The sequence below is a fragment of the Mesorhizobium sp. WSM4846 genome (assembly GCF_055811415.1).
On sequence record NZ_JBVVPZ010000027.1, the window covers coordinates 60622 to 81693 of the forward strand.

27 protein-coding genes and 1 tRNA gene are annotated in these 21072 nt (G+C 61.0%); 11 read left to right on the top strand and 17 right to left on the bottom strand.

Annotated elements, in window-relative coordinates; translation table 11 throughout:
* The 7 genes from AC0L15_RS21515 to AC0L15_RS21545 form a co-directional block, all read right to left on the bottom strand.
* The coding region (locus tag AC0L15_RS21515) for a DEAD/DEAH box helicase (RefSeq protein ID WP_473496980.1) at nt 1-1302 on the bottom strand (1302 nt) is incomplete at its 3' end.
* A gap of 220 nt (nt 1303-1522) precedes the next feature.
* Entirely contained in the window at nt 1523-2296 is a 774-nt protein-coding gene (locus AC0L15_RS21520) for an NAD kinase (RefSeq protein WP_473496982.1), read from the bottom strand.
* 481 nt (nt 2297-2777) lie between these two features.
* On the bottom strand, nt 2778-3539 hold the full coding sequence (locus AC0L15_RS21525) for an MBL fold metallo-hydrolase (RefSeq protein ID WP_287248091.1): 762 nt from the start codon (nt 3537-3539) through the stop codon (nt 2778-2780).
* A gap of 3 nt (nt 3540-3542) precedes the next feature.
* Nucleotides 3543-4607 carry an ABC transporter ATP-binding protein gene (locus AC0L15_RS21530; RefSeq protein WP_287237645.1) on the bottom strand — a complete coding sequence of 355 codons (1065 nt, stop codon included), beginning with the start codon at nt 4605-4607 and terminating at the stop codon, nt 3543-3545.
* Nucleotides 4604-5386 carry an ABC transporter permease gene (locus tag AC0L15_RS21535; protein WP_128246551.1) on the bottom strand — a complete coding sequence of 261 codons (783 nt, stop codon included), beginning with the start codon at nt 5384-5386 and terminating at the stop codon, nt 4604-4606. The genes AC0L15_RS21530 and AC0L15_RS21535 overlap by 4 nt, the downstream gene beginning before the upstream one ends.
* A gap of 2 nt (nt 5387-5388) precedes the next feature.
* Entirely contained in the window at nt 5389-6276 is an 888-nt protein-coding gene (locus tag AC0L15_RS21540) for an ABC transporter permease (RefSeq protein ID WP_287248089.1), read from the bottom strand.
* Nucleotides 6277-6289: 13 nt separating this feature from the next.
* The gene (locus tag AC0L15_RS21545; protein ID WP_287248087.1) at nt 6290-7396 is read right to left on the bottom strand and encodes a polyamine ABC transporter substrate-binding protein; all 1107 of its coding nucleotides are present in this window, start codon (nt 7394-7396) and stop codon (nt 6290-6292) included.
* Between the two features lie 91 nt (nt 7397-7487).
* On the opposite strand from AC0L15_RS21545, the gene AC0L15_RS21550 reads away from it, so the two are divergent.
* Entirely contained in the window at nt 7488-8102 is a 615-nt protein-coding gene (locus AC0L15_RS21550) for a TetR/AcrR family transcriptional regulator (RefSeq protein WP_287062035.1), read from the top strand.
* 515 nt (nt 8103-8617) lie between these two features.
* Here AC0L15_RS21550 and AC0L15_RS21555 read toward each other — a convergent pair.
* From AC0L15_RS21555 to AC0L15_RS21565, 3 genes are all read right to left on the bottom strand, one after another.
* On the bottom strand, nt 8618-8863 hold the full coding sequence (locus AC0L15_RS21555; protein WP_128246547.1) for a hypothetical protein: 246 nt from the start codon (nt 8861-8863) through the stop codon (nt 8618-8620).
* Between the two features lie 221 nt (nt 8864-9084).
* Nucleotides 9085-9363, bottom strand: a complete 279-nt coding sequence (locus tag AC0L15_RS21560; protein WP_287248083.1) for a hypothetical protein — start codon at nt 9361-9363, stop codon at nt 9085-9087.
* Between the two features lie 150 nt (nt 9364-9513).
* Complete coding sequence (locus AC0L15_RS21565) at nt 9514-9843, bottom strand: hypothetical protein (RefSeq protein WP_287248081.1); 330 nt, start codon at nt 9841-9843, stop codon at nt 9514-9516.
* Between the two features lie 259 nt (nt 9844-10102).
* On the opposite strand from AC0L15_RS21565, the gene AC0L15_RS21570 reads away from it, so the two are divergent.
* The 3 genes from AC0L15_RS21570 (at nt 10103) to AC0L15_RS21580 (ending at nt 11537) form a co-directional block, all read left to right on the top strand.
* Nucleotides 10103-10339 carry a hypothetical protein gene (locus tag AC0L15_RS21570; protein ID WP_287248079.1) on the top strand — a complete coding sequence of 79 codons (237 nt, stop codon included), beginning with the start codon at nt 10103-10105 and terminating at the stop codon, nt 10337-10339.
* Nucleotides 10340-10648: 309 nt separating this feature from the next.
* Nucleotides 10649-10948 (top strand): ankyrin repeat domain-containing protein, encoded by a 300-nt coding sequence (locus tag AC0L15_RS21575; RefSeq protein WP_287248077.1) that lies wholly within the window; start codon nt 10649-10651, stop codon nt 10946-10948.
* Nucleotides 10949-11069: 121 nt separating this feature from the next.
* Entirely contained in the window at nt 11070-11537 is a 468-nt protein-coding gene (locus AC0L15_RS21580) for a c-type cytochrome (RefSeq protein WP_473496966.1), read from the top strand.
* Nucleotides 11538-12093: 556 nt separating this feature from the next.
* On the opposite strand, the gene AC0L15_RS21585 is transcribed toward AC0L15_RS21580, so the two are convergent.
* The 4 genes from AC0L15_RS21585 to AC0L15_RS21600 all read right to left on the bottom strand — a co-directional run bounded on the left by AC0L15_RS21585 (nt 12094) and on the right by AC0L15_RS21600 (nt 14909).
* Nucleotides 12094-12345: a hypothetical protein gene (locus AC0L15_RS21585; protein ID WP_287248074.1), complete on the bottom strand. Its 252-nt coding sequence runs from the start codon at nt 12343-12345 to the stop codon at nt 12094-12096.
* 237 nt (nt 12346-12582) lie between these two features.
* Nucleotides 12583-12807 (bottom strand): hypothetical protein, encoded by a 225-nt coding sequence (locus AC0L15_RS21590; protein ID WP_287248073.1) that lies wholly within the window; start codon nt 12805-12807, stop codon nt 12583-12585.
* Between the two features lie 622 nt (nt 12808-13429).
* Nucleotides 13430-14041 carry a hypothetical protein gene (locus tag AC0L15_RS21595; RefSeq protein ID WP_473496968.1) on the bottom strand — a complete coding sequence of 204 codons (612 nt, stop codon included), beginning with the start codon at nt 14039-14041 and terminating at the stop codon, nt 13430-13432.
* Nucleotides 14042-14318: 277 nt separating this feature from the next.
* Nucleotides 14319-14909 carry a recombinase family protein gene (locus AC0L15_RS21600; RefSeq protein ID WP_287248071.1) on the bottom strand — a complete coding sequence of 197 codons (591 nt, stop codon included), beginning with the start codon at nt 14907-14909 and terminating at the stop codon, nt 14319-14321.
* A gap of 917 nt (nt 14910-15826) precedes the next feature.
* Between AC0L15_RS21600 and AC0L15_RS21605 the strand changes: the two genes are divergently transcribed.
* The 5 genes from AC0L15_RS21605 (at nt 15827) to AC0L15_RS21625 (ending at nt 18361) form a co-directional block, all read left to right on the top strand.
* Nucleotides 15827-16045 carry a hypothetical protein gene (locus AC0L15_RS21605; RefSeq protein WP_287248070.1) on the top strand — a complete coding sequence of 73 codons (219 nt, stop codon included), beginning with the start codon at nt 15827-15829 and terminating at the stop codon, nt 16043-16045.
* A 130-nt stretch (nt 16046-16175) separates the two neighbouring features.
* Nucleotides 16176-16361 (top strand): hypothetical protein, encoded by a 186-nt coding sequence (locus AC0L15_RS21610; RefSeq protein ID WP_287248068.1) that lies wholly within the window; start codon nt 16176-16178, stop codon nt 16359-16361.
* A gap of 18 nt (nt 16362-16379) precedes the next feature.
* Complete coding sequence (locus AC0L15_RS21615) at nt 16380-16625, top strand: DUF982 domain-containing protein (RefSeq protein ID WP_287248067.1); 246 nt, start codon at nt 16380-16382, stop codon at nt 16623-16625.
* Between the two features lie 548 nt (nt 16626-17173).
* The gene (locus AC0L15_RS21620; RefSeq protein WP_287248065.1) at nt 17174-17815 is read left to right on the top strand and encodes a S8 family serine peptidase; all 642 of its coding nucleotides are present in this window, start codon (nt 17174-17176) and stop codon (nt 17813-17815) included.
* A gap of 42 nt (nt 17816-17857) precedes the next feature.
* A complete protein-coding gene (locus AC0L15_RS21625; protein ID WP_287248063.1) occupies nt 17858-18361 on the top strand; it encodes a hypothetical protein in 504 nt (167 codons plus the stop codon).
* 228 nt (nt 18362-18589) lie between these two features.
* On the opposite strand, the gene AC0L15_RS21630 is transcribed toward AC0L15_RS21625, so the two are convergent.
* The 3 genes from AC0L15_RS21630 to AC0L15_RS21640 all read right to left on the bottom strand — a co-directional run bounded on the left by AC0L15_RS21630 (nt 18590) and on the right by AC0L15_RS21640 (nt 20095).
* On the bottom strand, nt 18590-18889 hold the full coding sequence (locus tag AC0L15_RS21630; protein ID WP_473496972.1) for a site-specific integrase: 300 nt from the start codon (nt 18887-18889) through the stop codon (nt 18590-18592).
* Between the two features lie 36 nt (nt 18890-18925).
* On the bottom strand, nt 18926-19825 hold the full coding sequence (locus AC0L15_RS21635) for a hypothetical protein (protein WP_473496974.1): 900 nt from the start codon (nt 19823-19825) through the stop codon (nt 18926-18928).
* Between the two features lie 194 nt (nt 19826-20019).
* A tRNA-Thr gene (locus tag AC0L15_RS21640) sits at nt 20020-20095 on the bottom strand.
* Nucleotides 20096-20242: 147 nt separating this feature from the next.
* On the opposite strand from AC0L15_RS21640, the gene AC0L15_RS21645 reads away from it, so the two are divergent.
* Together AC0L15_RS21645 and AC0L15_RS21650 are read left to right on the top strand one after the other, a co-directional pair.
* A complete protein-coding gene (locus tag AC0L15_RS21645; protein ID WP_023798133.1) occupies nt 20243-20410 on the top strand; it encodes a hypothetical protein in 168 nt (55 codons plus the stop codon).
* A 304-nt stretch (nt 20411-20714) separates the two neighbouring features.
* The gene (locus tag AC0L15_RS21650; protein WP_287248061.1) at nt 20715-21023 is read left to right on the top strand and encodes a BA14K family protein; all 309 of its coding nucleotides are present in this window, start codon (nt 20715-20717) and stop codon (nt 21021-21023) included.
* Nucleotides 21024-21072 lie beyond the last annotated feature (49 nt).

Consider the following 21072-nt stretch of genomic DNA (forward strand, 5'->3'; position numbering starts at 1 on the left):
TGCTGCGCGGCCGGCTCCGGGTGGGGTTGTTGGGGTTGGGTGTGGGGGGGGTGGGGTGGTGGTGGGTGGGGCCCCCCCCCCCCCCCCGCCGGGGGGGCGGGCGGGGCGGGGGGGGCGGCGGCCACGGCGGGGAGCATCGTCGTCTCCGCCCTCGCTGGCGACGACCGTCGACAGATCGCCGTCATGCCACTCGATCTTGTTGCCGATCAGCCGTTCGATCGCGTCGATGTATTTGGTGTCTGACTTGGTGGCGATGGTGAAGGATTTGCCCGAGCGGCCGGCGCGGCCGGTGCGGCCGATGCGGTGGACATAGTCCTCGGCATGGATCGGCACGTCGTAATTGAAGACGTGGCTGACATCGGGGATGTCGAGGCCGCGCGCCGCTACGTCCGACGCAACGAGGTAGCGCAGTTTGCCGTCACGGAAATTGGCCAGCATCTGCATGCGCGCGCGCTGGTCCATGTCGCCATGCAGCGCGCCGGCGTCGAAATCATGTTTCAGCAGCGAGCGGAAAAGCTCCGAGACCTCGATCTTGCGATTGCAGAAGATGATGGCGTTCTTCAGCTCCGCATCCTCGGCCTTTATCAGATTGCGCAGCGTCTCGCGCTTGTCCCAGGGTTTTGAGCCGGATTTCACCAGCCGCTGGATGATGTTGGTCGCGGCGGACGCCGCCTTCGAAACCTCGACGCGCACCGGCGCGTGCAGGAATTTCTCGGTGAGCTTGGTGATCTCAGGCGGCATCGTCGCCGAGAAGAACAGCGTCTGCCTGGTGAACGGGATCATCTCGCAGATGCGCTCGATGTCGGGAATGAAGCCCATGTCGAGCATGCGGTCGGCCTCATCGATGACCAGGATCTCCACGCCGTTGAGCAGAAGCTTTCCGCGCTCGCGATGATCGAGCAGGCGGCCTGGCGTCGCGATCAGCACGTCGGCGCCGCGCTCCAGCTTCTTGTCCTGCTCGTCGAAGGACACGCCGCCGATCAGCAGCGCGATGTTGAGCTTGTGGTTCTTGCCGTATCTGATGAAGTTCTCTTCAACCTGCGCGGCAAGCTCGCGGGTTGGCTCGAGGATCAGCGTGCGTGGCATGCGGGCGCGTGCCCGGCCTTTTTCGAGGCGGGTCAGCATCGGCAGCACGAACGAGGCGGTCTTGCCGGTGCCGGTCTGGGCGATGCCCAAAATATCCTTGCCGAGCAAGGCGTGCGGAATGGCGCCGGCCTGGATCGGCGTCGGTTCGGTGTAACCGGCGTCGGTAACTGCGGAAAGGACCTTCGGCGACAGGCCGAGGTCTGCGAAGGTCAACACGTCTTGAGCGATCTGGGTGTCTGAGGACAAGTTTGGCTGTCTTTGGCTGGTTCGGGGGCGCAACGCAAGCGGTCGCGGCAAGCGCCGCGCGCCTGCAAGATTGGTATTGCAGGTAGGCGCAAGCCCACGATTTGTCAACACAAACAGGCGGGGGACGGCACGATTGTGAAGTCGTAACCTTAATCGCGATGCTTAATCCATCTGCTGTCGCTGCGCCGGCTCAATAGCGGAACTGTTCGGCGAGAATGCGCTCGTTCCACGAGTGGCTCGGATCGAACAGCAGCGTCGCCGTTACCGTTGGCGATTCCTGCACCGTAACCGAGGTTACGGCCTTCACCTCGGTATGGTCGGCGGCGGCGTTCACCGGCCGCTTTCCCGCCTCCAGAATGTCCAAACCACCGGGCGACTTGTGGGAGCGCCGCGCGCCGCGCCCGGGGCGCGGGCGGAACGGACTGACCGGAGTCAGCGCCAGCAGCGGCGCATCGAGCGGCAGGATCGGCCCGTGCGCGGATAGGTTGTAGGCGGTCGAGCCGGCCGGCGTCGCGACCATCACACCGTCGCAGTTCAATTCCTCCAGCCGCACTTGCCCGTCCACGGTGATACGGATCTTGGCTGTCTGGTAGGACTGGCGCCACAGCGCAACCTCGTTGATCGCCAACGCCGAGATCGTTTCGCCCTCAGCCGTCACCGCCTGCATCTCCAGCGGACGGATCGTTTCGGCAACGGCCGCCGCGATGCGCCCGGTCAAACCGCTGGCGCGATATTCGTTCATCAGGAAGCCGATGGTGCCACGGTTCATGCCGTAGACCTTTTTTCCCGTGCTCATCGTGTCGCGCAAGGTCTGCAACAGGAAGCCGTCGCCGCCCAGCGCGACGACGATCTCTGCATCCTCGATGGATGCCTGGCCATAGCGCGCCGAAAGGCTCTCCAGCGCCGCCTTGGCGTCGGCGGTGTCGGACGAGACGAAGGCGAAGCGGCTGGCGGCTTTGTTCATGGCTCCCAATGGCGATGTTGATGGCGACCGGTTGGTGGCGACCGGTTGCTTGGGCCGCGCCAGCGCCGGGTTAGCATGGGCGGGCAAATCTGCAAAGCGAGACATCTGGCGCCGCTTGATACAGCGCCGGGAGGAACTGCCGGCCTGCTGCTCGCGCATCGTGTCGAGTGACAAGCGAATGTGATGGTTAAGACGGGGATTAAACTCTCGTAAAGCCGGATCGACCATGTTAGCCGGCAGTGGATGGGCGGCGTGGGGGCCAGCTAGTCGGACCGATTTATTGCCGGTAACACGCCTGATTGTCATCGTCCTGATGCTGGGAAGTTTCGCGCTTGCCTTTGCCCAACTGGTGCGCCAGTCGGAACAGACGAGTTTGAGACCCCAACCAACGGCTTCACGCTGCGGCGATGCCGCCGGCACGCCGTGCCCGCAAAGGGCGTTGTAATTCGCCAGGCACTTCCCGCGATCCAGAGGCCGGTGCTTATCGCGCCTGCAGCAGGTGGCAGCCGGCCTGCCGCTTTTGTGCGAGATACTCGTCGATAAGCTGGCGGTAGCGCACCTTGCCGAAGCTCGGGAAGTGGCCGCCATGCACGACCGCAACATCGAGGTCGCGCATCCGCAGCAGCGTCTCGACATAGTCGTCGACAGCGGAATGATAGACATCGTCGATCAGCGGGCCGTCATAGACGATGTCGCCGGACAGCAGGATGCCGGTCTTCCTCTCGTAGAGCGCTATGCCACCGGGTGAATGGCCCGGTGTGTGGATCACCTCGAAGGCACGGTCGCCGAGATCGACGAAATCGCCTTCTCCAAGCAAACGATCGGCCGGCGCCGGCTGGATCCGGTAGCGCGTGGCATCCCAGCCCTGCGGCATTGCGTCGAACATGGCGTCGGTCGCGTAGCGGTCGGCGACCGTCCATTCATTGCGCGGGTCGGCGAGGATTTCTGCTTCGGCCGCATGCACGCAACGGTCCGGAAATTCGTGATGGCAGCCAATATGGTCGAAATGCGTGTGGCTGGCCACGCAAACGAGTTTTCGCTCCGTCACCAGCGGCACGTGGCGCCGCAGGCTGAAATGGCCAAGGCCGGTGTCGAACAGAAGATCGCGATCGCGGCCGCGCACATGCCAGATGTTGCAGCGGAAGAACGGCTTGATCCACGGCTCGTGGATCAGCGTCACGCCATCGCTCATACGGATGGCTTCATACCAATTCGCAGCGTCGATGATCGGAAGCGTGCCCATGGCTCAGCTCGCCAGAAGGATGACATCGCCAGCCTCGCACGAAACCGCAGAGATGTCGCCCGGCTGGACGACCGTTGCTGCGGGAACCCTGGCGATGAAGTGCAGCGCCGGGTCTTTCTCGGAGACAGCCAGCACGCGTTTGAAGCTGCCTTGAAACACCACGTCGCTCACCTTGGCCGTGCCGAGCCTTACCGCGCCGCCGGTTGCGCCGAGGACAAGGTGCTCCGGACGGACGGCGAGGGCGACAGAAGCGCCAGCAGGCATTGTACCGGGCAGCGAAAGCGGTCCGACCTGGGTCGCGACTGTGATTGTTCCATGCTTCGCCGCCGTCACCGTTCCCGATATCAGCGTGCTCTCACCCATGAAGGTCGCGGAAAAGCGCGTCGCCGGCCGCGCATAGACGCGCTCCGGCGGGCCTTCGTCCTCGATGCACCCGTCATTCATCACGACGCAATGGTCGGCCAGGGCCATCGCCTCTTCCTGGTCGTGGGTGACATGGATGAAGGCGGTGCCGACGCGTTTCTGGATCGCTTTCAACTCGTCCTGCATCTGCCGGCGCAATTTTAGGTCGAGCGCGCCGAGCGGTTCGTCGAGCAGCAGCACGGCCGGCTCGACGACCAGCGCGCGGGCCAGCGCGACGCGCTGCCGCTGGCCGCCGGAAAGCTGGTGCGGCTTCTTGTCGAAGGCGGTGGCCAGACCAACCAGCGCCAGCGCGTCGCGCGCCCGCGCGGTCCGTGTCGCGGCATCGACGCCTTGCATGCGCAGGCCGAAGCCGACATTGCTGCCGACGCTCATGTGCGGAAACAGCGCATAGTCCTGGAACACCGTCGTCGTCGGGCGCTTCGCCGGCGGCACCGCGGTGCAGTCCTCGCCGCGGATCAGCACCTTGCCTTGGCTCGGCGTGACGAAGCCGCCGAGAATGGACAAAAGCGTCGTCTTGCCGGAGCCCGACGGCCCGAGCAGGATGGTGTAGCTGCCCGGCTCGATTTGCAGCGAGACGTTCCTCAACACGGTGTGCTGGCCGAAGCGGTGCGAGACAGCGCGGACATCGACCAGTGGCGCGGTCATGCCGGCTTCCTCCGCAACAGCATCAGCTCAAAAAACACCACCAGCACGATGGAGACGGCGAAGACCAGCGAGCCGACGGCGTTGGTCTTGGGATTGAGGCCGGAGCGCAGCAGGTTCCAGATCTCGACCGGCAGCGTCGTATCGAAGCGCGTCAGCAGGAAGGAGATCACGAATTCGTCCCAGGAGAAGGTCATCGACAGGAAGAAACCGGCGAAGATCGCCGGCGCCATGACAGGCACGGTGATCAGCAGCAGCACCTTCCATTCGGGCGCACCGAGGTCGCGCGCGGCACGCTCGATGTTGATCTGGTGGTCGCCCATCTGGCTGTAGATGATGGCAAAGCAGAGCGGCAGGTTGATCACGACATGGCCGATGCCGGCAGCAAGCAGCGACTTCGGTATGCCGGCCCAGTTGAACAGCACCAGCAGCCCCATGCCGATGATGAGATAGCTCACGGTCAGCGGCAGCGTGATCAGCCCGCGCAGCAGGGCCGAGCCCGGCAGGACGAAACGCGCAAAACCCCAGGCAGAGAGGAAACCGAGCGTGACGGCGGCAGCCGAGGAGAGGGCCGCGACCAGAAGCGAATTGACCAGCGCCGAGGTCAGCCGCGTGTCGGCGAGCACGGCGTCGTACCAGCGCAGCGACGGCCCGGTGAAGGGCGGGATCGGAAACGACGTCGCCTGCAGCGAAAACAGCACCAGAACGACCACCGGCAGGAAGATGAAGCCATAGATGGCGATGGCGTAAAACCAGGAGACGATGCGGACAAGGGCGCGCACGGTCAGGCCCGCTCGATCTTGAGCCAGCGGGCGCAGGCGAGATAGGCAATGGTGACAACCGCCATCAGGATGATCGACAGCGCCGAGGCGAGCGGAAAATCGCCGCGCCGGCCGATCTGCATCATCACCAGCTGCGGCATCAAAAGCTCGTTGTTGCCGCCGAGGATCTGCGGCGTGATGTAGTCGCCGATGCACAGCACGAAGGTGAGGAAGGCGCCGACCATGATGCCGGGCAAGGTCAGCGGCAGGACGACATGCAGGAACGTGCGCACCGGCCCGGCGCCGAGATCGGCGGCTGCCTTGCGGTAGCTCGGGCTGAGCTGCTTCAGATTGGCGAAGATCGTCAGCGTCAAAAGCATGACGAAGAAGTGCACGAAGCCGATGACCGTGGCCAGCCGCGTGTTGGCGAGCTGCAGCGGCTCGCTGAACAGGCCGGAGCCGGTCAGCGCGCGGTTGATCACGCCGTTCTGCGCCAGCACCAGCAGCCAGGAATAGGAGCGCACGACATAGGAGGTCCAGAACGGCAGCACCGCCAGCATCAGCGCCAGCCGCTGCCAGCGTTCCGGCACCTGTTCGGCCAGGATCCAGGCGAAGGGGTAGGCGAGCAGCACCGAAATCACTGTGACGATCACGGTGACCTGCAGCGAATTCACCATCGCCTGCCAATAGGCCGGGTTGGTGAAGAATTGGCTGTAGTTGGCAAGCGTAAAGCCGCCGCCGTCATGCGCCGTCAGGCTGGAAAACCCCATGGCGACGAACGGCAGCACGAAGAACAGCAGCGTCCAGCCGAGCGCCGGCGTGACCAGCGCCCAGGGCAGGGCACGGCCCGTCCGAGGCAGGGCATAGCCCGCCCGCGGCAGGGCACGCCCGCTGTTCGTGGCAGAGTTCACGACCGGCGACCGGTCACTGCGCCTGCAGCATTTCGGTCCAGACGTCCTGCATCTTCTTGTCGAGATCGGCATCCGGCGCCGGGTAAGGCTGGGCGCGGGCGAGGAAATCCGGCTGCTCGTCGAAGCGCAGGATTTTCTTCTGTTCATCGGTCAGAGCCGCCTTGGTATTCGCCGGCATGCCCCAATAGCAGGCAGAGGTGGCAAGCCGCGCCTGGCCTTCAGGGCTCATGATGTACTGGATGAATTTTAGCGCCATGTCCTTGTTTTTGGAATCCTTGAACATGGCCAGCGACTGCGACCACAGCACAGCACCTTCTCTGGGGATCGAGAAGTCGAGGGCAGGGTTCTCCTTGGCCAGCCCGGCCGTCACCCATTCGCCGCCGCCGACCAGAATGTCGACCTCGCCGGTCGCCAGCGCGGTCTGGCTGGCGGTCACTTCGCCGACCAGCTTGGCATTGGCCTTCATCTTGAGCAGCTCTTGCTTGATGGCCGGAAGGTCGGCTTCGGTCAGCTCGGCGGTCTTCTTGCCGATCGCCAGCGCTGCCATGCCGATGACCGGCAGGTAATAGTCGTAGATGGCGATCTTGCCCTTGTATTTGTCGCCTGTCAGCGCGGCCAGCGACTGCATGTCGGCCGGATCGACCTTGGTGTTGTTGTAGCCGATGGTGTTGTAGCCGAATTTTTCGGTGATGCCGTAGCGCTTGCCGTCGACCACGGTGGAGCTGTCCATCTTCACCTGGGGAAAGAGGTCGGCCAGCGGCAGCTTGTCTTCCGGCAGCGGTTCGAACAGGCCCTTTTCGACGCCGCGCGGTATGTCGATGCTGTCGATCACCATCACGTCCCAGTCGCCGGGCTGCGACTGTTCGACAATCGCCATGCCGGCGCCGGTGCCTTCGAATTCCTTGACATTGACCTTGACGCCGTTGGCCTCCTCGAAGGGCTGCAGCAGCGCCGGGTCGGCGTGATCGCACCAGATCAGGGCATTGAGATCGGCGGCCTGAGCGAGGCTGCCCGTCGCCAGCAGCAGCGCTGTCGCCGCACACGCGGCGTGGAGGTGGCTCTTCAGAACCGAAAGCGGCTTCCTGGTCGTTGGATTCGGGGTGTTTGGATTGATGGTCATCGAGTGTTCTCCCTTGCCTTTCTGGCTTCTGGCGAAAAATTGAACCAATTCTAAAATTGAGTCAATTCTGTTTTTATGGCAGATAGCCGACATGAGCGGATTGCGGGCAAGGCAAAAGGCGGATCGGCATCGCCGCATTATCGAGGCGGCGGCGGCGCTTTTTCGCGACACCGGCTATGAAGGCGCCAAGATCGAGACGATCGCGGCGCAGGCGGAAGTCTCGGTCGGCACGATCTACAACTATTACCAGAACAAGGGCGACATCCTGGGCGCCATCGTCTCGATGGAGGTCAACGAGGTGCTCAATGCCGGGCGCGGCGTGGTTGCCAACCCGCCGGCCAATGTCGGCGATGCGCTCGACACGCTGCTCGGCATCTATATCGAGCATTCGCTGCATTATCTCAGCAAGGAGATGTGGCGGCAGGCGATGGCGATCTCGACACAACTGCCCGACAGCCCGTTCGGCCAGGCCTATACCGCGCTCGACCGGGCGCTGACCGAGCAGATCCGCGCGCTGATCGCCCGGCTGCAGGGGCTCGGCCTGGTCCGCCGGGATATCGATGGACACGCCTTGGGCGAACTGGTGTTCAACAACATGAACATGATGTTCATCGAATTCGTGAAGCGCGATGAGGCGAGGATTGCCGAACTGCGCGCCGCGATACGAAGGCAGAACCGGATTCTGGTGGCGGCGATCGCGGCGTGAGGGCTCCCGATGGGATTTCTAATGGCCCGGACGCCGCCAGGCCGCAATCGCGCCGGTTCAATTCCGCTGGTGGCGCGTGGAGCACTTCCGCTGTTGACTATATCGGCGGTGTTCTACCGAGCATGCCTGGGTGGCCGCGCACGTGGAAACGGCACGACGGTCAAGGGCGCCTTACGGAATTCCGCGATGGCTATTTCTTCAATCAGCAAGTCCAGCGCCTCGCTGACGCGCTGGCTCGTTTCATCCATGCCGCAGAGCCGGTTTTGGGCGCACTCCAAGAGCTCGCGCGCCGCAGCGAAGTCGCTTCGCATGACACCACCCGTAGTTTAGCCCACCGCCCGGACATTGTCAGCGCGCTAAATTGAGCGATTGCTAATATACACAGGGGCATTTTAATCGAATGGCATTAATGGCCGGGAGCGGGAGATGCCGGCCGGTCCGCATCCCTGTTGCATCCATTGGTTCTGATGCCACGGACCGGAGGCATGGCGCTTTGCTTTGCGAAACGCGGGGGTTTAGTCTCGATACGATCTTGGGCGGCTTAGAAATTCTCTGGCGGCAGCAATCTGGCGTCGATGCTCGCGAAGGAAGGTCAGGCTGAAACAGATCGAAAAGGCCACTCCCGAAAGGGCTATCGTTGCTTGCGAGGTCGGATCTGGATCGCGAATCATCAGGAAGCGGAAACCGAACGCCAACGCGAGGGCAGCAAGACCACCATACATGCCACCAATAAAGGGGGCGATCGTGCGTTTCTGCTCCAACGGCGACTCCTATGGTTTCCACTGCGGAATACCTGTGGTTCCTGCTACGGGATCCCTATGCTCCACAAGGGGACTACCTGTGGTCCGCTAGCGAATATATCCGTTGAAGCTGATGGGCTATGGCCGCGGCCTGTGGAAATCGGGGATGAGCAGGTTTCGACCGACCCTGGCAGGTAATCACAAGAAGCCGGTTGTTTGCTGCCCCCGGACGGCGTCTGTTTTCAATAGCGATAGATGTAAGCCGGCCTCCTGAAGCCGCGCTTGCACTTCACCTCTTCCTTGTATTCATCGCCCTTCCAGTTGCGCTCAATCTTGCAATTGCCGCGCCGAAATTCTTTTTTGTAGCTGTAGCGTTCGCGCTTCCGCTCATAATCATCTTCGTCTTGGTAGCGGCCCTGCCATTTGCCATGACCGCTCTCGTCCTTCCACGGATCGGCAGCGGCCATGCTGATGCATCCGGCCATTGCAATGCCGCCCAGGAGGGTGACGAGCACCTTCATAGGCGATCCTCCTTTGCTGGTCTGCGCAACTGATTGAAACTCCGTCGAAGATTTCTGTTGCGTGGGCCGCTTTGCAGAGTGTGGACGGCCGTCAACGTTTTCATCAAGCCCGGAAGCTCATCCCGCCGGGCCCGATATCCGATGTCACAATCAGCCGCCGTTAGCAGGTGCTGCCGGAGCAGGTGCTGCCGGAGCGGGTGCTGCCGGAGCAGGTGCGGCCGGCTCTGCCGGAGCGGGCGCGGCTGGGGCAGGTGCGCTCGGCTCTGCCGGAGCGGACGCGGCTGGCGCTTCGACGTTGGGCGCTTCGACCGTAGGCGCTTCAACCTTTACGTCGACGTCCTTTCCGGTGCCCCCGCCGTTGATGTTGATAACGCCGGTGAACAACAGCAGGATCACGATTGCGACAATTGCGAGAACGACGGCGACAGCGGTGCCGGCGCCATTTCCGCCTGAGTTAACAACGGTGGGACCGTCAGCCATGACTATCTCCTATTCTCAATTATCACTGGTCGGCAACGGGACCGGCGGGCACTTAGTTCCGGCGCCGGGCTATGGTCCATGACGCAGTAAGACTGAAGTCTGTGCGTTAAAGACAGAGGGCTGAGGCTGGCAACCAAGATCTTGGCAAGGGATTGGTATTTGGCCGCCGAGCAAAGTCCCTTCATCGGTGGTTCCGGGTGGCCCCGCTGTATACTCATCGGCGGGCACCCGATGTGGCACCCTAACGGCGGAGAGAACTGTGACCCTTATCCAGACCCAACAGAATGCCGATGCGGTCGCAAGCCGACCCGCCAATGACAATCAAACTCCTGACCCAACAGATTTCTCGGCGGTTGATCTTGTTTCATCGAGCGACGACGACGTCGTTGCAATCGTCAGGCGAACAGAGCGCCTGGCCCTCGCCGTGATTATAGTAATGGCGATCTTCCTGATCTTTGCACCGGTATTCTTCATTGCCATGATGTATGGGATCTAGAGGTCCCGATTAGCCTTGCCCCCCTCGCGCAGCGCGGCAAAATCCGAAAGGCCAGCCTCATTCAAGACGACTGGCTTTGGTGCCCCCGGACGGCGCTAAGGGCCAAATCCAACCGGGGCGTTCCACCCGAACTGTGTCAGCAGGGGATTTAACCGGTACGATCTGGCCGGTCTTCCTGAAAACTTTCATTCTCTCGGGCTTCCACAATCTGTTAGGCACTGGTTGGAGTGGCTACGATCAGGCAGTCGTGGTACTTTTGCTGGCTTGAAAGCGTGACACATACCGCGGTTTGCCTTGGGAGATGCCAAAATGCGCATGCCCTTGCTCTTCATTCCACTGCTGCTTTTGCACATTCCGATTGTATCGCATGCCGCCGCCATCCACGATGCCGCCATGGAGGGCGATGTCGCGGCGATCACAGCAGCGCTCGATGCGGGCGCTGATGTAGATGAGAGTGATGGAAGCTTAACGCCGCTCTATCTCGCGGTCTTTATGGGCCACATCGAAGCGGCAAAACTGCTCATAGAACGTGGTGCCGACGTCAACGCCCAGACGACTGGTGGTCCCCCACTGATGGCGGCTGTCGGACAGGCAAGATCGATCTGTTAAACCTGTTGCTGGAGCGGGACGCGGATCCAAATTCCGATCGTGGTGGCGAGTTCGCCCTTCATGTCGCCGTCACTCTCGATTGTTTCGACTGCGTGAGGCACTGGTCGAGGCCGGAGCGGACGTGAATGCGAAGGCAATGCACGGCAAGACGCCGCTCCATCTGGCAAAAAACAGGGGGCAACGCGAAGTTGCCGACTATCTCTTGGCGCATGGCGTCGTCTTGCCAACACCAGCCCCAATCTCAATGAAGTTGGCTTCTGCCGATGTCGAGAAAGGCCGAACCGAATACACCCGCCGGTGTACTACTTGCCACGACGCCGACCCACAGGGAGGAAACAAAATAGGACCTAACTTGTGGAGCGTCGTCGGCCGCGACAAGGCATCCATGGCAGACATGCGTTACTCCGACGCCTTGATGGGCTGGGAGGGTGTATGGACGTACGAGGACCTGATCAGATTTCTCTTCGGGCCCATGCTCACCACGCCGGGCGTTAAGATGGAGACTCCCGGTGTCCCGGACGAGACCGAACGGGTCGACCTGACCGCGTACTTGCGCACACTCAGCGACAAGCCGATCCCGCTGCCCTGAATCGGCGATCTTTGCGCAAGTACTGCTACGGACCTGCCACGCGCCAAGGCTTCGGTCGTTGCCGAGCACTGAACGCGCTCCAGGGTCAAACCGCTGGGTGCTATGACCTCATTCGAGAGACTGGGAATGGCCGGTGCTTCTCAGTCCGAAGCTCATCCCGGTCGTATTCGGTGACATCGATCCCCGCCCAAGCGCCAATGGTCCGATCTGCTTTCCACATTGGCACGGTGCCGATTGTGACCCTGACAGGCTCGCCAGGGTCGACTCCTCGCTTGACCAATTCCCGACACAGGACTGCGCGTGGTGGTGATCCTAATTTCCTCGCCCGACAGCGTCGTGACGGCAGTGTATGACCCGCTCAATTCGATCTGTTGCATGTTCTCCGTATTTGCATGGTGGAAGCGCGGAAGGCTCCGCATGGTGGATTGTGCCGGCGAGACTTGAACGCGCTCTGGCGGTCGTACCGCACAGTGTTCTGATGGTGTTTGAAGGAAGCCCCCACCCCAGCACGCCCGTTTTGGGCCAAGCACACCGGGGCAGGGGAAGTCACTCGGGCTTAATAGAGCCCCTCGTTGCTGTCGCCGTTCTGCGCAATGTGCGCCGCCACGGCTTGGGCATGTCGATGCAGGGTCGACCAGTCGCCAGAGACCACGGCACGTCTCAGCGCCGGCATGTCGGCCTCGTCGACATAGGAGGTGTATTGACCCATGGTGAGTCCTGCAGGCTTCAAGACGTTGCGCTCGATGTGCTGCGTGAAGGCTGCCTCGACCACCGCCACCTCGACGACGTCCAACTTGGGCCGTCTCATGGCTCAAAGTGCCCGTGTCGATGTACTCGGCAATCGCTGCGTCTCTCACCTCAGAAGGGGCGTTAGTGTTGAAGCGATCCAGTGAGCGGTCAGCCATAGCCGCCATTTCCTTGAGCTGCCTTTCGGCCTTCTCGTCTTCGGTCTCATCCTTCTCGTCTTCCTTCGTGTCGTCTTCATCCACCGTCGGAACCTCCAGCCCCTCGACAGGGGCCAGAGGCTTCTCAGCGTCCGCCGTGGTTAGCTGAAAGACTTCGGTGCCGCGTAGCCTCGGGCCGCAAGACCGTCGACGACTGCCTTGTTGAACTCGGCCTGCGTGATCTGCCCGACCTCGGCCATGTCCTTGGCTTGGCTGTAGCTCACCTCGATCCCGCCGAGGACCTTCACCGGGGTCCGCTCGACCTCTGCCATAGGCGGGATCACACCGGCGCTCTGCGATGTGATCAGTTGCTTGTTGATCCCCATGCGCTGGGCCTGAAGCTGTGGGTTATTTCGTACAGAAAGCTCAACCGCGCGGTCGATCTCTTCCTACTTGGCGCGTTCTGTTGCCTCAACAGCGAGGGCATCCTGCTTGGCCTTGTCTGCTTCGGCCTGTATGCCATTGCTTCCTTTCTCGATTGGGTAGGTATTAACAGTCGGTCCTCAAGCGTAGCCACAGAATGTGGGTGGCCTTGAGAATGTCCTTTGGTTGCTTTGGAGGTGAAGACGGAGAGAGGAGACGGTCTGTCATCCTTTCATCGGGGTCATAACTTCATGAGCCCTTCGGTCTCCTTCAGAATGAATGTTCCTCGAAGATCGACCATGAAGGGATTGGTGAGAGCGAAGACCACAGAAGAGAGACACAGTCAGTCTCTCACCCCGAACACTCAGCCTTCAGGGGTGCCTTTGGTGGATACTACAGTGGTGCTGGGGCTGGTGTCGGGAGTGAGGCTCAAAGGCTCTGCTGAAGGTGCTGACCTCGGGAGGGAGGGACTTTCGTCCACTCCTGATTACCAGTCCACCCGCAGCCATCCTGCTGGACCACCCGTCAGGGGAACCTTTAAGGTCCAATAATAGCCAAGACCGGGAATTGTTTGACACTCCCCGCTCAAGCCGCCTTCAGCACTTTCACGTGATGCGACACGATCTGCCGAGACTTCCCGAGAAGCCGGGCAATGTCGGCCTTGGTCTTGCCCTCGGCGAGGAGATGTTGAACCTCACCCCGAAGGGTCGAGGGACGCCCACGCTTCACCTCCGTCTTCTCGACGGGCTTCAGCCAACGGGCATTGAGCCAAGCCACTCCATCCGGTGACAGGACATCGTAGGGGACGCCCACCCCGGACTTCATGCGCCTCCCAAAGCCAGCCTCAACGGCCCATGAAGCGAGACGTGAGGTGGTCCTGTAGTTGGGCTTGGTCTGCCTGGGGTCGGAAAGCAGCGGGACCAGGCGAACCTCGATTTCCTGCTGTAGAATGCCGAGACCTTCCATAACTTCCCGCGCCTTCCTCGGGCCGGTGTCCTTGGACTTGGCGTATTCAGACACGGTCATCCACTCGCCGGGTTCACTCTCGGGCACTCCTGAGTGGTCCAGCGCATCCCGCCTGTAGGTACGGTCGAGGGCGTCTCGGGTTTCCTCGTAGTCGGCGTAGAGGGCGCGCTTGGCTCGGCCCTTGTAGAAGTTGATCGGCTCGCCCCCGGCAACCCGACGTTGGCCCTTCAAGATAGTCCAGTCTCGATTGAGACCGAGAGACTCCGGAAGGAGCGGGGTTCATCCATGTGTGGGGCGAGGTCTTTCTTTGGTTTCATGGCGCTCCTACAGGGTGTTGATCCGGTGGTGAGATACAAAAGAGAAAGCCTCCCGACGCACCCCGCAGATTGCTCGCAGGGGTGGAACTGAAGGTGACGTGGGTGTGTGAGATACTGATAAGAGGACAGATAGAGAGGGACGCGCCCTAACGACCGCTGTCCCAGTAGGTGGGATTTGTGTCGCCTCCGCCTCACTCTTTCATGATCTTCTGAACCGTCGCGGTCGAGTAACCAACAGCCGCCGCAATCGCCCTGATCGAGGCACCCTCAGCCCGCATGTCGCGTACTCTCTGTTCAATCTCTTGGGTCACCGTCTTGGGTCTCCCAAGGTGGTCGCCTCGGGCCTTCGCCTTGGCGATGCCTTCCATCTGCCGTTCCTTCCTGAGGGCGGTCTCAAACTCTGCAATGCTGGCAAGGATGCCAAACATCAGCTTGCCGTGCGGCTTGGTCGTATCCAGCGACGGGTCGTTCAGCACCCGGAACCCGACCCCCCGCTTGTCGAGGTCTTCCACGATCTGGTGAAGGTGCGCCGCTGATCTCGCCAAACGGTCGACTTTCGTCACCACCAGTGTGTCACCCTTCCGCACGAACCGGAGTGCTTCCGCCAGCTTCGGCCTGTCGTTGTCCAGCCCTGAGAGCGGGTCTTGAAAGAGGTGGTCTTCCGTCACCCCCGCCGCCCTTAGCTGGTCGATCTGAACTGCCGTGTTCTGGTCGGTCGTGCTAACCCGGGCGTATCCAACGATTGCCATGGTGTGAACTATCTCCTTAGAGCCAATGTTCACATTCATTACCTCACGCTAAGTTCACATGTCAACGGGTATGTGAGAAAAAGATTACCTTTGTTCACAGACCCGCCGCCGGCATGGTCGAGGGCTCGGCCCGGTGCCTTGCGACCTGATACGGTCCGACCACACTTGATGTGGATGAGCATCGAGCCGTTCCCCCTAGTCTGGCTAGCGGTAAAGACCTCCGCGTGCTCGGGTCCGCCTGTGGAGGAAATGAATGGGCACGGGGGGTGCCACGCATGAGCCTGTTATCCGATGAGTCGTAAGAAAATTTGGCCCGGATATTCCGACCCTCCTCTTGACCCGTTGAACCCGCTCACCCGAATTGTCTATCCGAGCTAGCTCAAGCGGCCGATTTGGGGGCGATCTGTATCGGCTACTAATGACCTGTCGCTTGACGCTGGGGTAGATTGGGTGGGCACGCGCGTCAGGCCGGAGTGTAGGCTGGGGTACGGAAGTCGCAATCTTTGAAGGTCCGTCCCCGGCCGCACTCTTGAGACACCTGCCCGGGTGGCCCGGGGGGGGCACTAGCCGGTGTAAGACTGACAGGGTGCCCAAGGCTCCGCTGTCTGGGTCCTGTCATCGCTCAGTCACTATTTAGTTGTGCTGCCACTGCACCCCGACGAAGGCAGCTCAAAGCAGCGGGGACTAACCCCAAGCCCCCACCCGGTCCCCGCTGCTCATTTACCGTTACGGAACCCCGAAGGTCTAGCCGACCCAGAGCGCCATCTTCAGCGCCCGTTCAGCGACCGAGGGGGCACGGGCGGTCGTCGCGCGAGCTGGTAATCCGATCCCCCGCTCAGAAATTTCTATCAAACATTCCGACCCGTTTCTTGGTACGATTTCGTACATTGATTTTGTCCCGCAAGGTGCAACACATAGGTAATTTGGGGTAGTGACCGGGGAACCGTCGGGTGAACGTTAAGACGACCAACGGGCGCACAGTCGAGGACCTTGTTCTGGAGGTCATCGAGGCAGCCCCATACGGCGGGATCGTTTCTGTTAAGTCCACGATAGCAGCGGTGCGCGAAGACGGTCCCCATTGGGAAGTGACCGACTGTGATCTGATCGAGTTTATCGTGGAAGCGGCTCCGGCATTTGGGCGCGCGGTAGCCTTCGACCAACGCGAATGATCCTCTGATGGCCGCCGGTTGATCAGCCAGTCCTTCGCGCTCAGAAATTTCTACCAAGTATTCCTGATCCCTAACGGAACCATTCCGTGACCCGCGAGTTGCTGCGCCACTGTCGGGGACTCCTGCAGACATGGCAAAGCGTGACAGAGCCGGGCATAAGACCCTTGCCGACGCCGTTCGGGAGCTGATCGGCACCGAAGACAATCGTCATCACGTACACAAGCTGCTTGGGCTGGAGGTCGAACCAGAACTGACGCCAACCCTCGCTTCATTGCTTGAGGCGATCGGTAAGGCCAGTCGGGACGAAATCCCCTAGCTGCCCTAGATACCCCTTATGGCAATCCATTGGTTTCACCCTCCGGTCTATATCGAAACCGACAAACCTGGGCTCACCTACGTCTGCACCAATGTCGAAGGTGCCGCCGCGGAACTCATGAAGTGGACCAAGCGGGGACCAAAGTGGAAGGAGGCGGTCGAGGTCTGCATGGGTCTAATTGAAGGCGAGCGCACGCCCGACGACGTAAGGAAGGCATTCGAGGCTGCTGCCGAGGAGGAGGGGCTGCTACGCTCCTCTGATTAGGTCTTAATTGCGTATTGGTTCTACCTCGGCTCAAGTCGGTCGTCGCTGCCGTGCAAATTTTGCTAGGGACGGCCCGACAGCCTATCGAGTGACTGTCGGGCCGCCGGGCCTAGCCAGCGCGGGGGGCGTTGGGGTCGCCGGCTGGGGCGAATTGTATGCCCCTTCATGCATCATTTCTAATTTAGTAAAATGGTCATGGTCCATTCCCCTAGTCATCAAATTGGATGAGCCTAGACTGGAACCTGTGCGTAAACGAGTGACTGCCGGTGGAGTCCCTTCATGGCAACCATCTGGTTCTCCCCTCCGGTGTTCGTGAAGACCGAACTGGTCGGTGTCAGCTATGCCTGCAACAATGTCCGAGGTGCCGCCGAGCAGCTCCTTAAGTGGCCCAAGAAGGGGACCCAAGTGGCAACGTGCGTCGGCCCTCTGCCTTGCAGCCTTAGGTCGCGAGGAGGTTGACCCCAAGGAGATACACGGCAGGCATTCGAGGATGCCGCTAAGGAGGCCAAGAAGCTCATCCCTCACCAAGCTGGTAGGTAGGGTCTCCTGTGTCCCTGTACCGCCCTCGGCCACACCCTGAGGAGAACTTCAGGGGGCCTAAGAAATACCTGACCCAACCGTCACTCCATGTCCGGCACGTCACCACCCACAAAGAGCGTGGTCGGCTCAGCACCGGCTCTCAGAACCTCGTGGGAGACCTCACGCCCATCAAGCCTGAGGTACTCTTTGAAGCTGGGAACATGATGGTCAGCGAGGCAGATGACTGTGATTGGCATCCGGCTGTTTCTCTTCTTTCAACTGGTTCTAACGTAGACGAAGAACCCTTGGTGCCCTTTTGGGCGACCAGCGCCGCGCCTGCGATGGCAGGCAATTTTGTGGGGCAGCTCAAGGCAGCCGTACCGGGACTGTGGCCTGAAACATACCGCGCTTTGGCAGTGCAATCGGCTGAGTGGCCACCCCCGATCCGGAAGAAGCTCATCGGAAAGGGCTCCCATTGGAAGGGCATTAGCAAAGGGGCGATGCAACTCCTTCTCCGCGACGTGGGGTTCGGCGTGCCAAATCTTGGACGAGCGGTTGCCTCAGCGCGGAACGATGTCACTTTGCTTGCTCAGGCTGAAATTCAGCCATTCACGCTGGTGCAAGGCGGCAACGCGGTGTTCGACGAGATGCATTTCTATGAGTTGCCGTGACCGCTTGATGCGTTGCAAGCGCTTGAGAGCGCCATCGTTGTGATGAAGGTCACGCTTTCTTACTTCGTAGAGCCGAACCTCTCAGGACGAGCCGCAACTCGGCCAGAGACCTATCGTTCCTACGGGCTTCGGTTCGAATTGAAGAAGCGGCTTGAGACTCACGAAGAGTTCCGGAAGCGCCTTAGTCGCTCGGAGGTAGAAGCGGGCAAAGAAGCTGCGGAGCAGGCAATCGGTTCCGACAAGACCCCCAACGAGCCAAGCCGCTGGCTCCTAGGGCCAAAGGCCGTGCAGGCTGGTTCTCTTCACTGCGATCTGTGGCGCGGCTATGCGGTCGATCTCGCTAGCCATGATCAGATCGCAATCACCCCAGTGGGCGGATGGTGGAAATCGCACCTCGGGCAAAAGCGGGGGGCTGATAAGGCCCGATACTCCCTTGCGGTATCCATTACTGCCGAGGGGAAGGAGGTTGACCTCTATTCGGAGATTTACGCCGAAGTGGAAGCACACGTCGACGCCGGCCGGGTTGTCGTCGCAGCATCGGGATAACACGATCTTTATTGCACGGGTTGGCGGCCCTACAGCAACCGTGATTGGTCGCCGGATGTTTGAACCCAGCGGCAACTTGATGTGCGTGGCCGACTTGTCAGACAGGTAATCCGTTGCTTCGAAGCAACGCCTTGACTGCTGACGGGCTGGTAAGGCTATGTGGCCGTGGCGAGAGCTTTCTCCATGGCCTCAGTCGCCACTTTCAGCCGCGCTTCCTCACCACCGTAATTATCCCCAGCGCCGCCCCCTGAGTTGGCCCATGATGGACCGCTTGAGCTTCTCCGGAACCCAAGCAATTACCAGCAAGTCCTCCATGCGGTGGCGCAATGAGTGGGTAATCACCTTCTTGTCCTTTACGGCGGCTCTGACGTGTTTACCGAGCGAAGCCGAGGCTTTGTCGCCGCCGCCCTCATGACCGTAACGGGCGAATAGCATCTTGCTGTTGCCTGCCGCGTTGACCGCCTCCCGCGCCGCCTGGAGCGCGTCACCGATCAGGGGGACTTTGCGGCGAGAGACTTCGGTCTTCACCCGGCCCTCGTCGTGCCACTCGACGTCGATGTGCGGCTATTGGGCCTCCAGCATTACGTCGCTGACGCGAAGCCCGGTGATCTCGGATAGGCGGCAGCCGGTGCCCTGAAGAAGTCGCCAAATCTGCTTGAGGTCGTCGGCAGCACGATCAAGGACGCGCTCCCGCGTTGCGGCCAATTGCTCGGTTGTGAAAGGAAGCCTCTTCCGCTTGTCCGGTTCCCTCCCGCTGTCGGCAACGTCAAGCTTCTCAAACTGGTTCTTCACGCCGACGAGGTCGAACTCTCGAATGCCATGGGCGATGATGGCTCGCACCACGTCGAGGTAGCGGTCCACAGTCGCGGCAGTTGGGATTTCCTTCAACATGGCGTCGGCTACGGCTCTGGCATCGGCGCGCTTCATTTCCGCCAACACCGGGTCATAGCCGAGAGCCGACTTGACATGTCCCACGACAAGGTCGGCTTGTTGCTCGTCCGGCTTCTTCGATTTCTCGAAAGGATTGGTCTTAGTGAACCGGTCTTTCAGATAGAGCCGCTTGGCATCTTCTAGAGTGGGTGAGGGGCCGTCAGGGACGCTTGGAGAGGTCAGCAGCGTCAACAGTGCCCGGTCCTCGCTAGATACGCCAACGGGGTGGTCGGTCTCTTCGTCCCTTGGGTAGCCTTTGACGATGCCCTCGGCGACGACATCGCGGGCAATCCAGTCGTTCAGTTCGTCAGCGTCATCGGGATCGCCGCTCCCGTTCGCACGATAGGGGTTGAAGCCGAGTTCGCGAAGCCGTTTGGTCGCTTGATCGAACAGTTCGCGTGCGGTGAGCTTGGTTTCCGGCGTCTTTACCCCGCGCAACTCGTCCCACGCTTTGGCGAAGATTTGCTCTGCCTCGGCGTGGGTGGCGTCATACTGCTTACGAACCTCGGCATCGGTCTTGCCGAGACGAAGCACCAGCTCCTTCTTGCCGAGAATGCCTTGAAGTGCCTTCGGGACCTTCCGCCGATAGACCCTGCGATAGCCGCGCGGCTGGACATGCTCCAGTATCATTTTCATCCTTCGTGGACCCTCGGTGTACCTTTTGGTGTACCTCGGGGGACGTTGAAACCCATGCGTTCCTTGATTTCTTGGGATAGTCGGGTGGAAACTGGTGCCCCCGGACGGAATCGAACCGCCGACCTTCGGTTTACAAAACCGCTGCTCTACCAGCTGAGCTACAAGGGCACGGCGCTCCGGTTAGCATATTTGGTGCGCCAGTAAAGACAAAACTCGGTTTTGAGCGCGCTGGAGCCGCCGGCGCAGGCATCCTGAAAACGGCCAATTGGCTTCCTATATCGTTCGAAGGTGCAATCGCATAGGCGAGGGTGTCGCATGATCAGACTTGTCGTCATTGCCCTGATCGTCGTCGTGGCCTGGTTTCTCCTGGTGAAGCTCATCAAGGTTTTGAAGAGCGCCAATGTCGACTGGACCGGCGTCACCACCATCATCGGCTTCATCGCGCTTGCCTTCTGGCTGCGCCACATCACCGGCATGGGCTGAGGCCTCCTGCCGCCGGACTGCCGACCGGCGCTCTTCGCTGGTCGTAATTGCGCGCCTGGCGCAAACCCAGTTCATAGTAATCGAAAAAGCGTCGAACCGTTTTCCTTGCGGTTAAGAGGACGGTTGTAGAGGCTCTGTCGACCGGCGCTCCTCGCCGGTACGCGCCTGACCGCAAGCTCAGTTCAGACCGCAGCTTTGCATTTTCGAGAAAATCCAAAAAACCGTCGAACCTTTTTCCTTGCTGCCACGACAGATGGTCAAGAGGCGGATGGATCGCCTCTCACAACGCAGCAAGGAGATCGTCATGTTCAAGCGCACCATCGTTTCCGGCCTCATCGCCACCACTGTCACCGCCGCCATGCTGGCCGGGACCGTTCAGCCTTCGGCCGCCCATCACAAGCACCATCACAACAAGCACCTTGGCATCGGCATCGCCGCCGGCGTCGGTGGCTTCCTGCTCGGCACCGCGCTCGCCCAGCCGCGCACCGTCTACATCGAGGAAAATGGCGGATCATGGCACGTCCGGCGCTGCCTTAACCGCTATCAGAGCTACGATCCGTACTCCGACACCTATGTCGGCTACGACGGCTATCGTCACCGCTGCCGGCTTTGAGAGGACCGTTCAGGCAACCGGAAGAAGGGGCACCCCACGGCCCCTTTTT

Coding starts and splice junctions, on each gene's coding strand:
- AC0L15_RS21645 (WP_023798133.1), top strand. CDS start 20,243: ATGATCAGACTTGTCGTCATTGCCCTGATCGTCGTCGTGGCCTGGTTT.
- AC0L15_RS21545 (WP_287248087.1), bottom strand. CDS start 7,396: ATGACCATCAATCCAAACACCCCGAATCCAACGACCAGGAAGCCGCTT.
- AC0L15_RS21550 (WP_287062035.1), top strand. CDS start 7,488: ATGAGCGGATTGCGGGCAAGGCAAAAGGCGGATCGGCATCGCCGCATT.
- AC0L15_RS21625 (WP_287248063.1), top strand. CDS start 17,858: ATGAAGGTCACGCTTTCTTACTTCGTAGAGCCGAACCTCTCAGGACGA.
- AC0L15_RS21615 (WP_287248067.1), top strand. CDS start 16,380: ATGGCAATCCATTGGTTTCACCCTCCGGTCTATATCGAAACCGACAAA.
- AC0L15_RS21575 (WP_287248077.1), top strand. CDS start 10,649: ATGCGCATGCCCTTGCTCTTCATTCCACTGCTGCTTTTGCACATTCCG.
- AC0L15_RS21585 (WP_287248074.1), bottom strand. CDS start 12,345: ATGAGACGGCCCAAGTTGGACGTCGTCGAGGTGGCGGTGGTCGAGGCA.
- AC0L15_RS21530 (WP_287237645.1), bottom strand. CDS start 4,607: ATGACCGCGCCACTGGTCGATGTCCGCGCTGTCTCGCACCGCTTCGGC.
- AC0L15_RS21520 (WP_473496982.1), bottom strand. CDS start 2,296: ATGAACAAAGCCGCCAGCCGCTTCGCCTTCGTCTCGTCCGACACCGCC.
- AC0L15_RS21525 (WP_287248091.1), bottom strand. CDS start 3,539: ATGGGCACGCTTCCGATCATCGACGCTGCGAATTGGTATGAAGCCATC.
- AC0L15_RS21650 (WP_287248061.1), top strand. CDS start 20,715: ATGTTCAAGCGCACCATCGTTTCCGGCCTCATCGCCACCACTGTCACC.
- AC0L15_RS21560 (WP_287248083.1), bottom strand. CDS start 9,363: ATGAAGGTGCTCGTCACCCTCCTGGGCGGCATTGCAATGGCCGGATGC.
- AC0L15_RS21590 (WP_287248073.1), bottom strand. CDS start 12,807: ATGGGGATCAACAAGCAACTGATCACATCGCAGAGCGCCGGTGTGATC.
- AC0L15_RS21610 (WP_287248068.1), top strand. CDS start 16,176: ATGGCAAAGCGTGACAGAGCCGGGCATAAGACCCTTGCCGACGCCGTT.
- AC0L15_RS21565 (WP_287248081.1), bottom strand. CDS start 9,843: ATGGCTGACGGTCCCACCGTTGTTAACTCAGGCGGAAATGGCGCCGGC.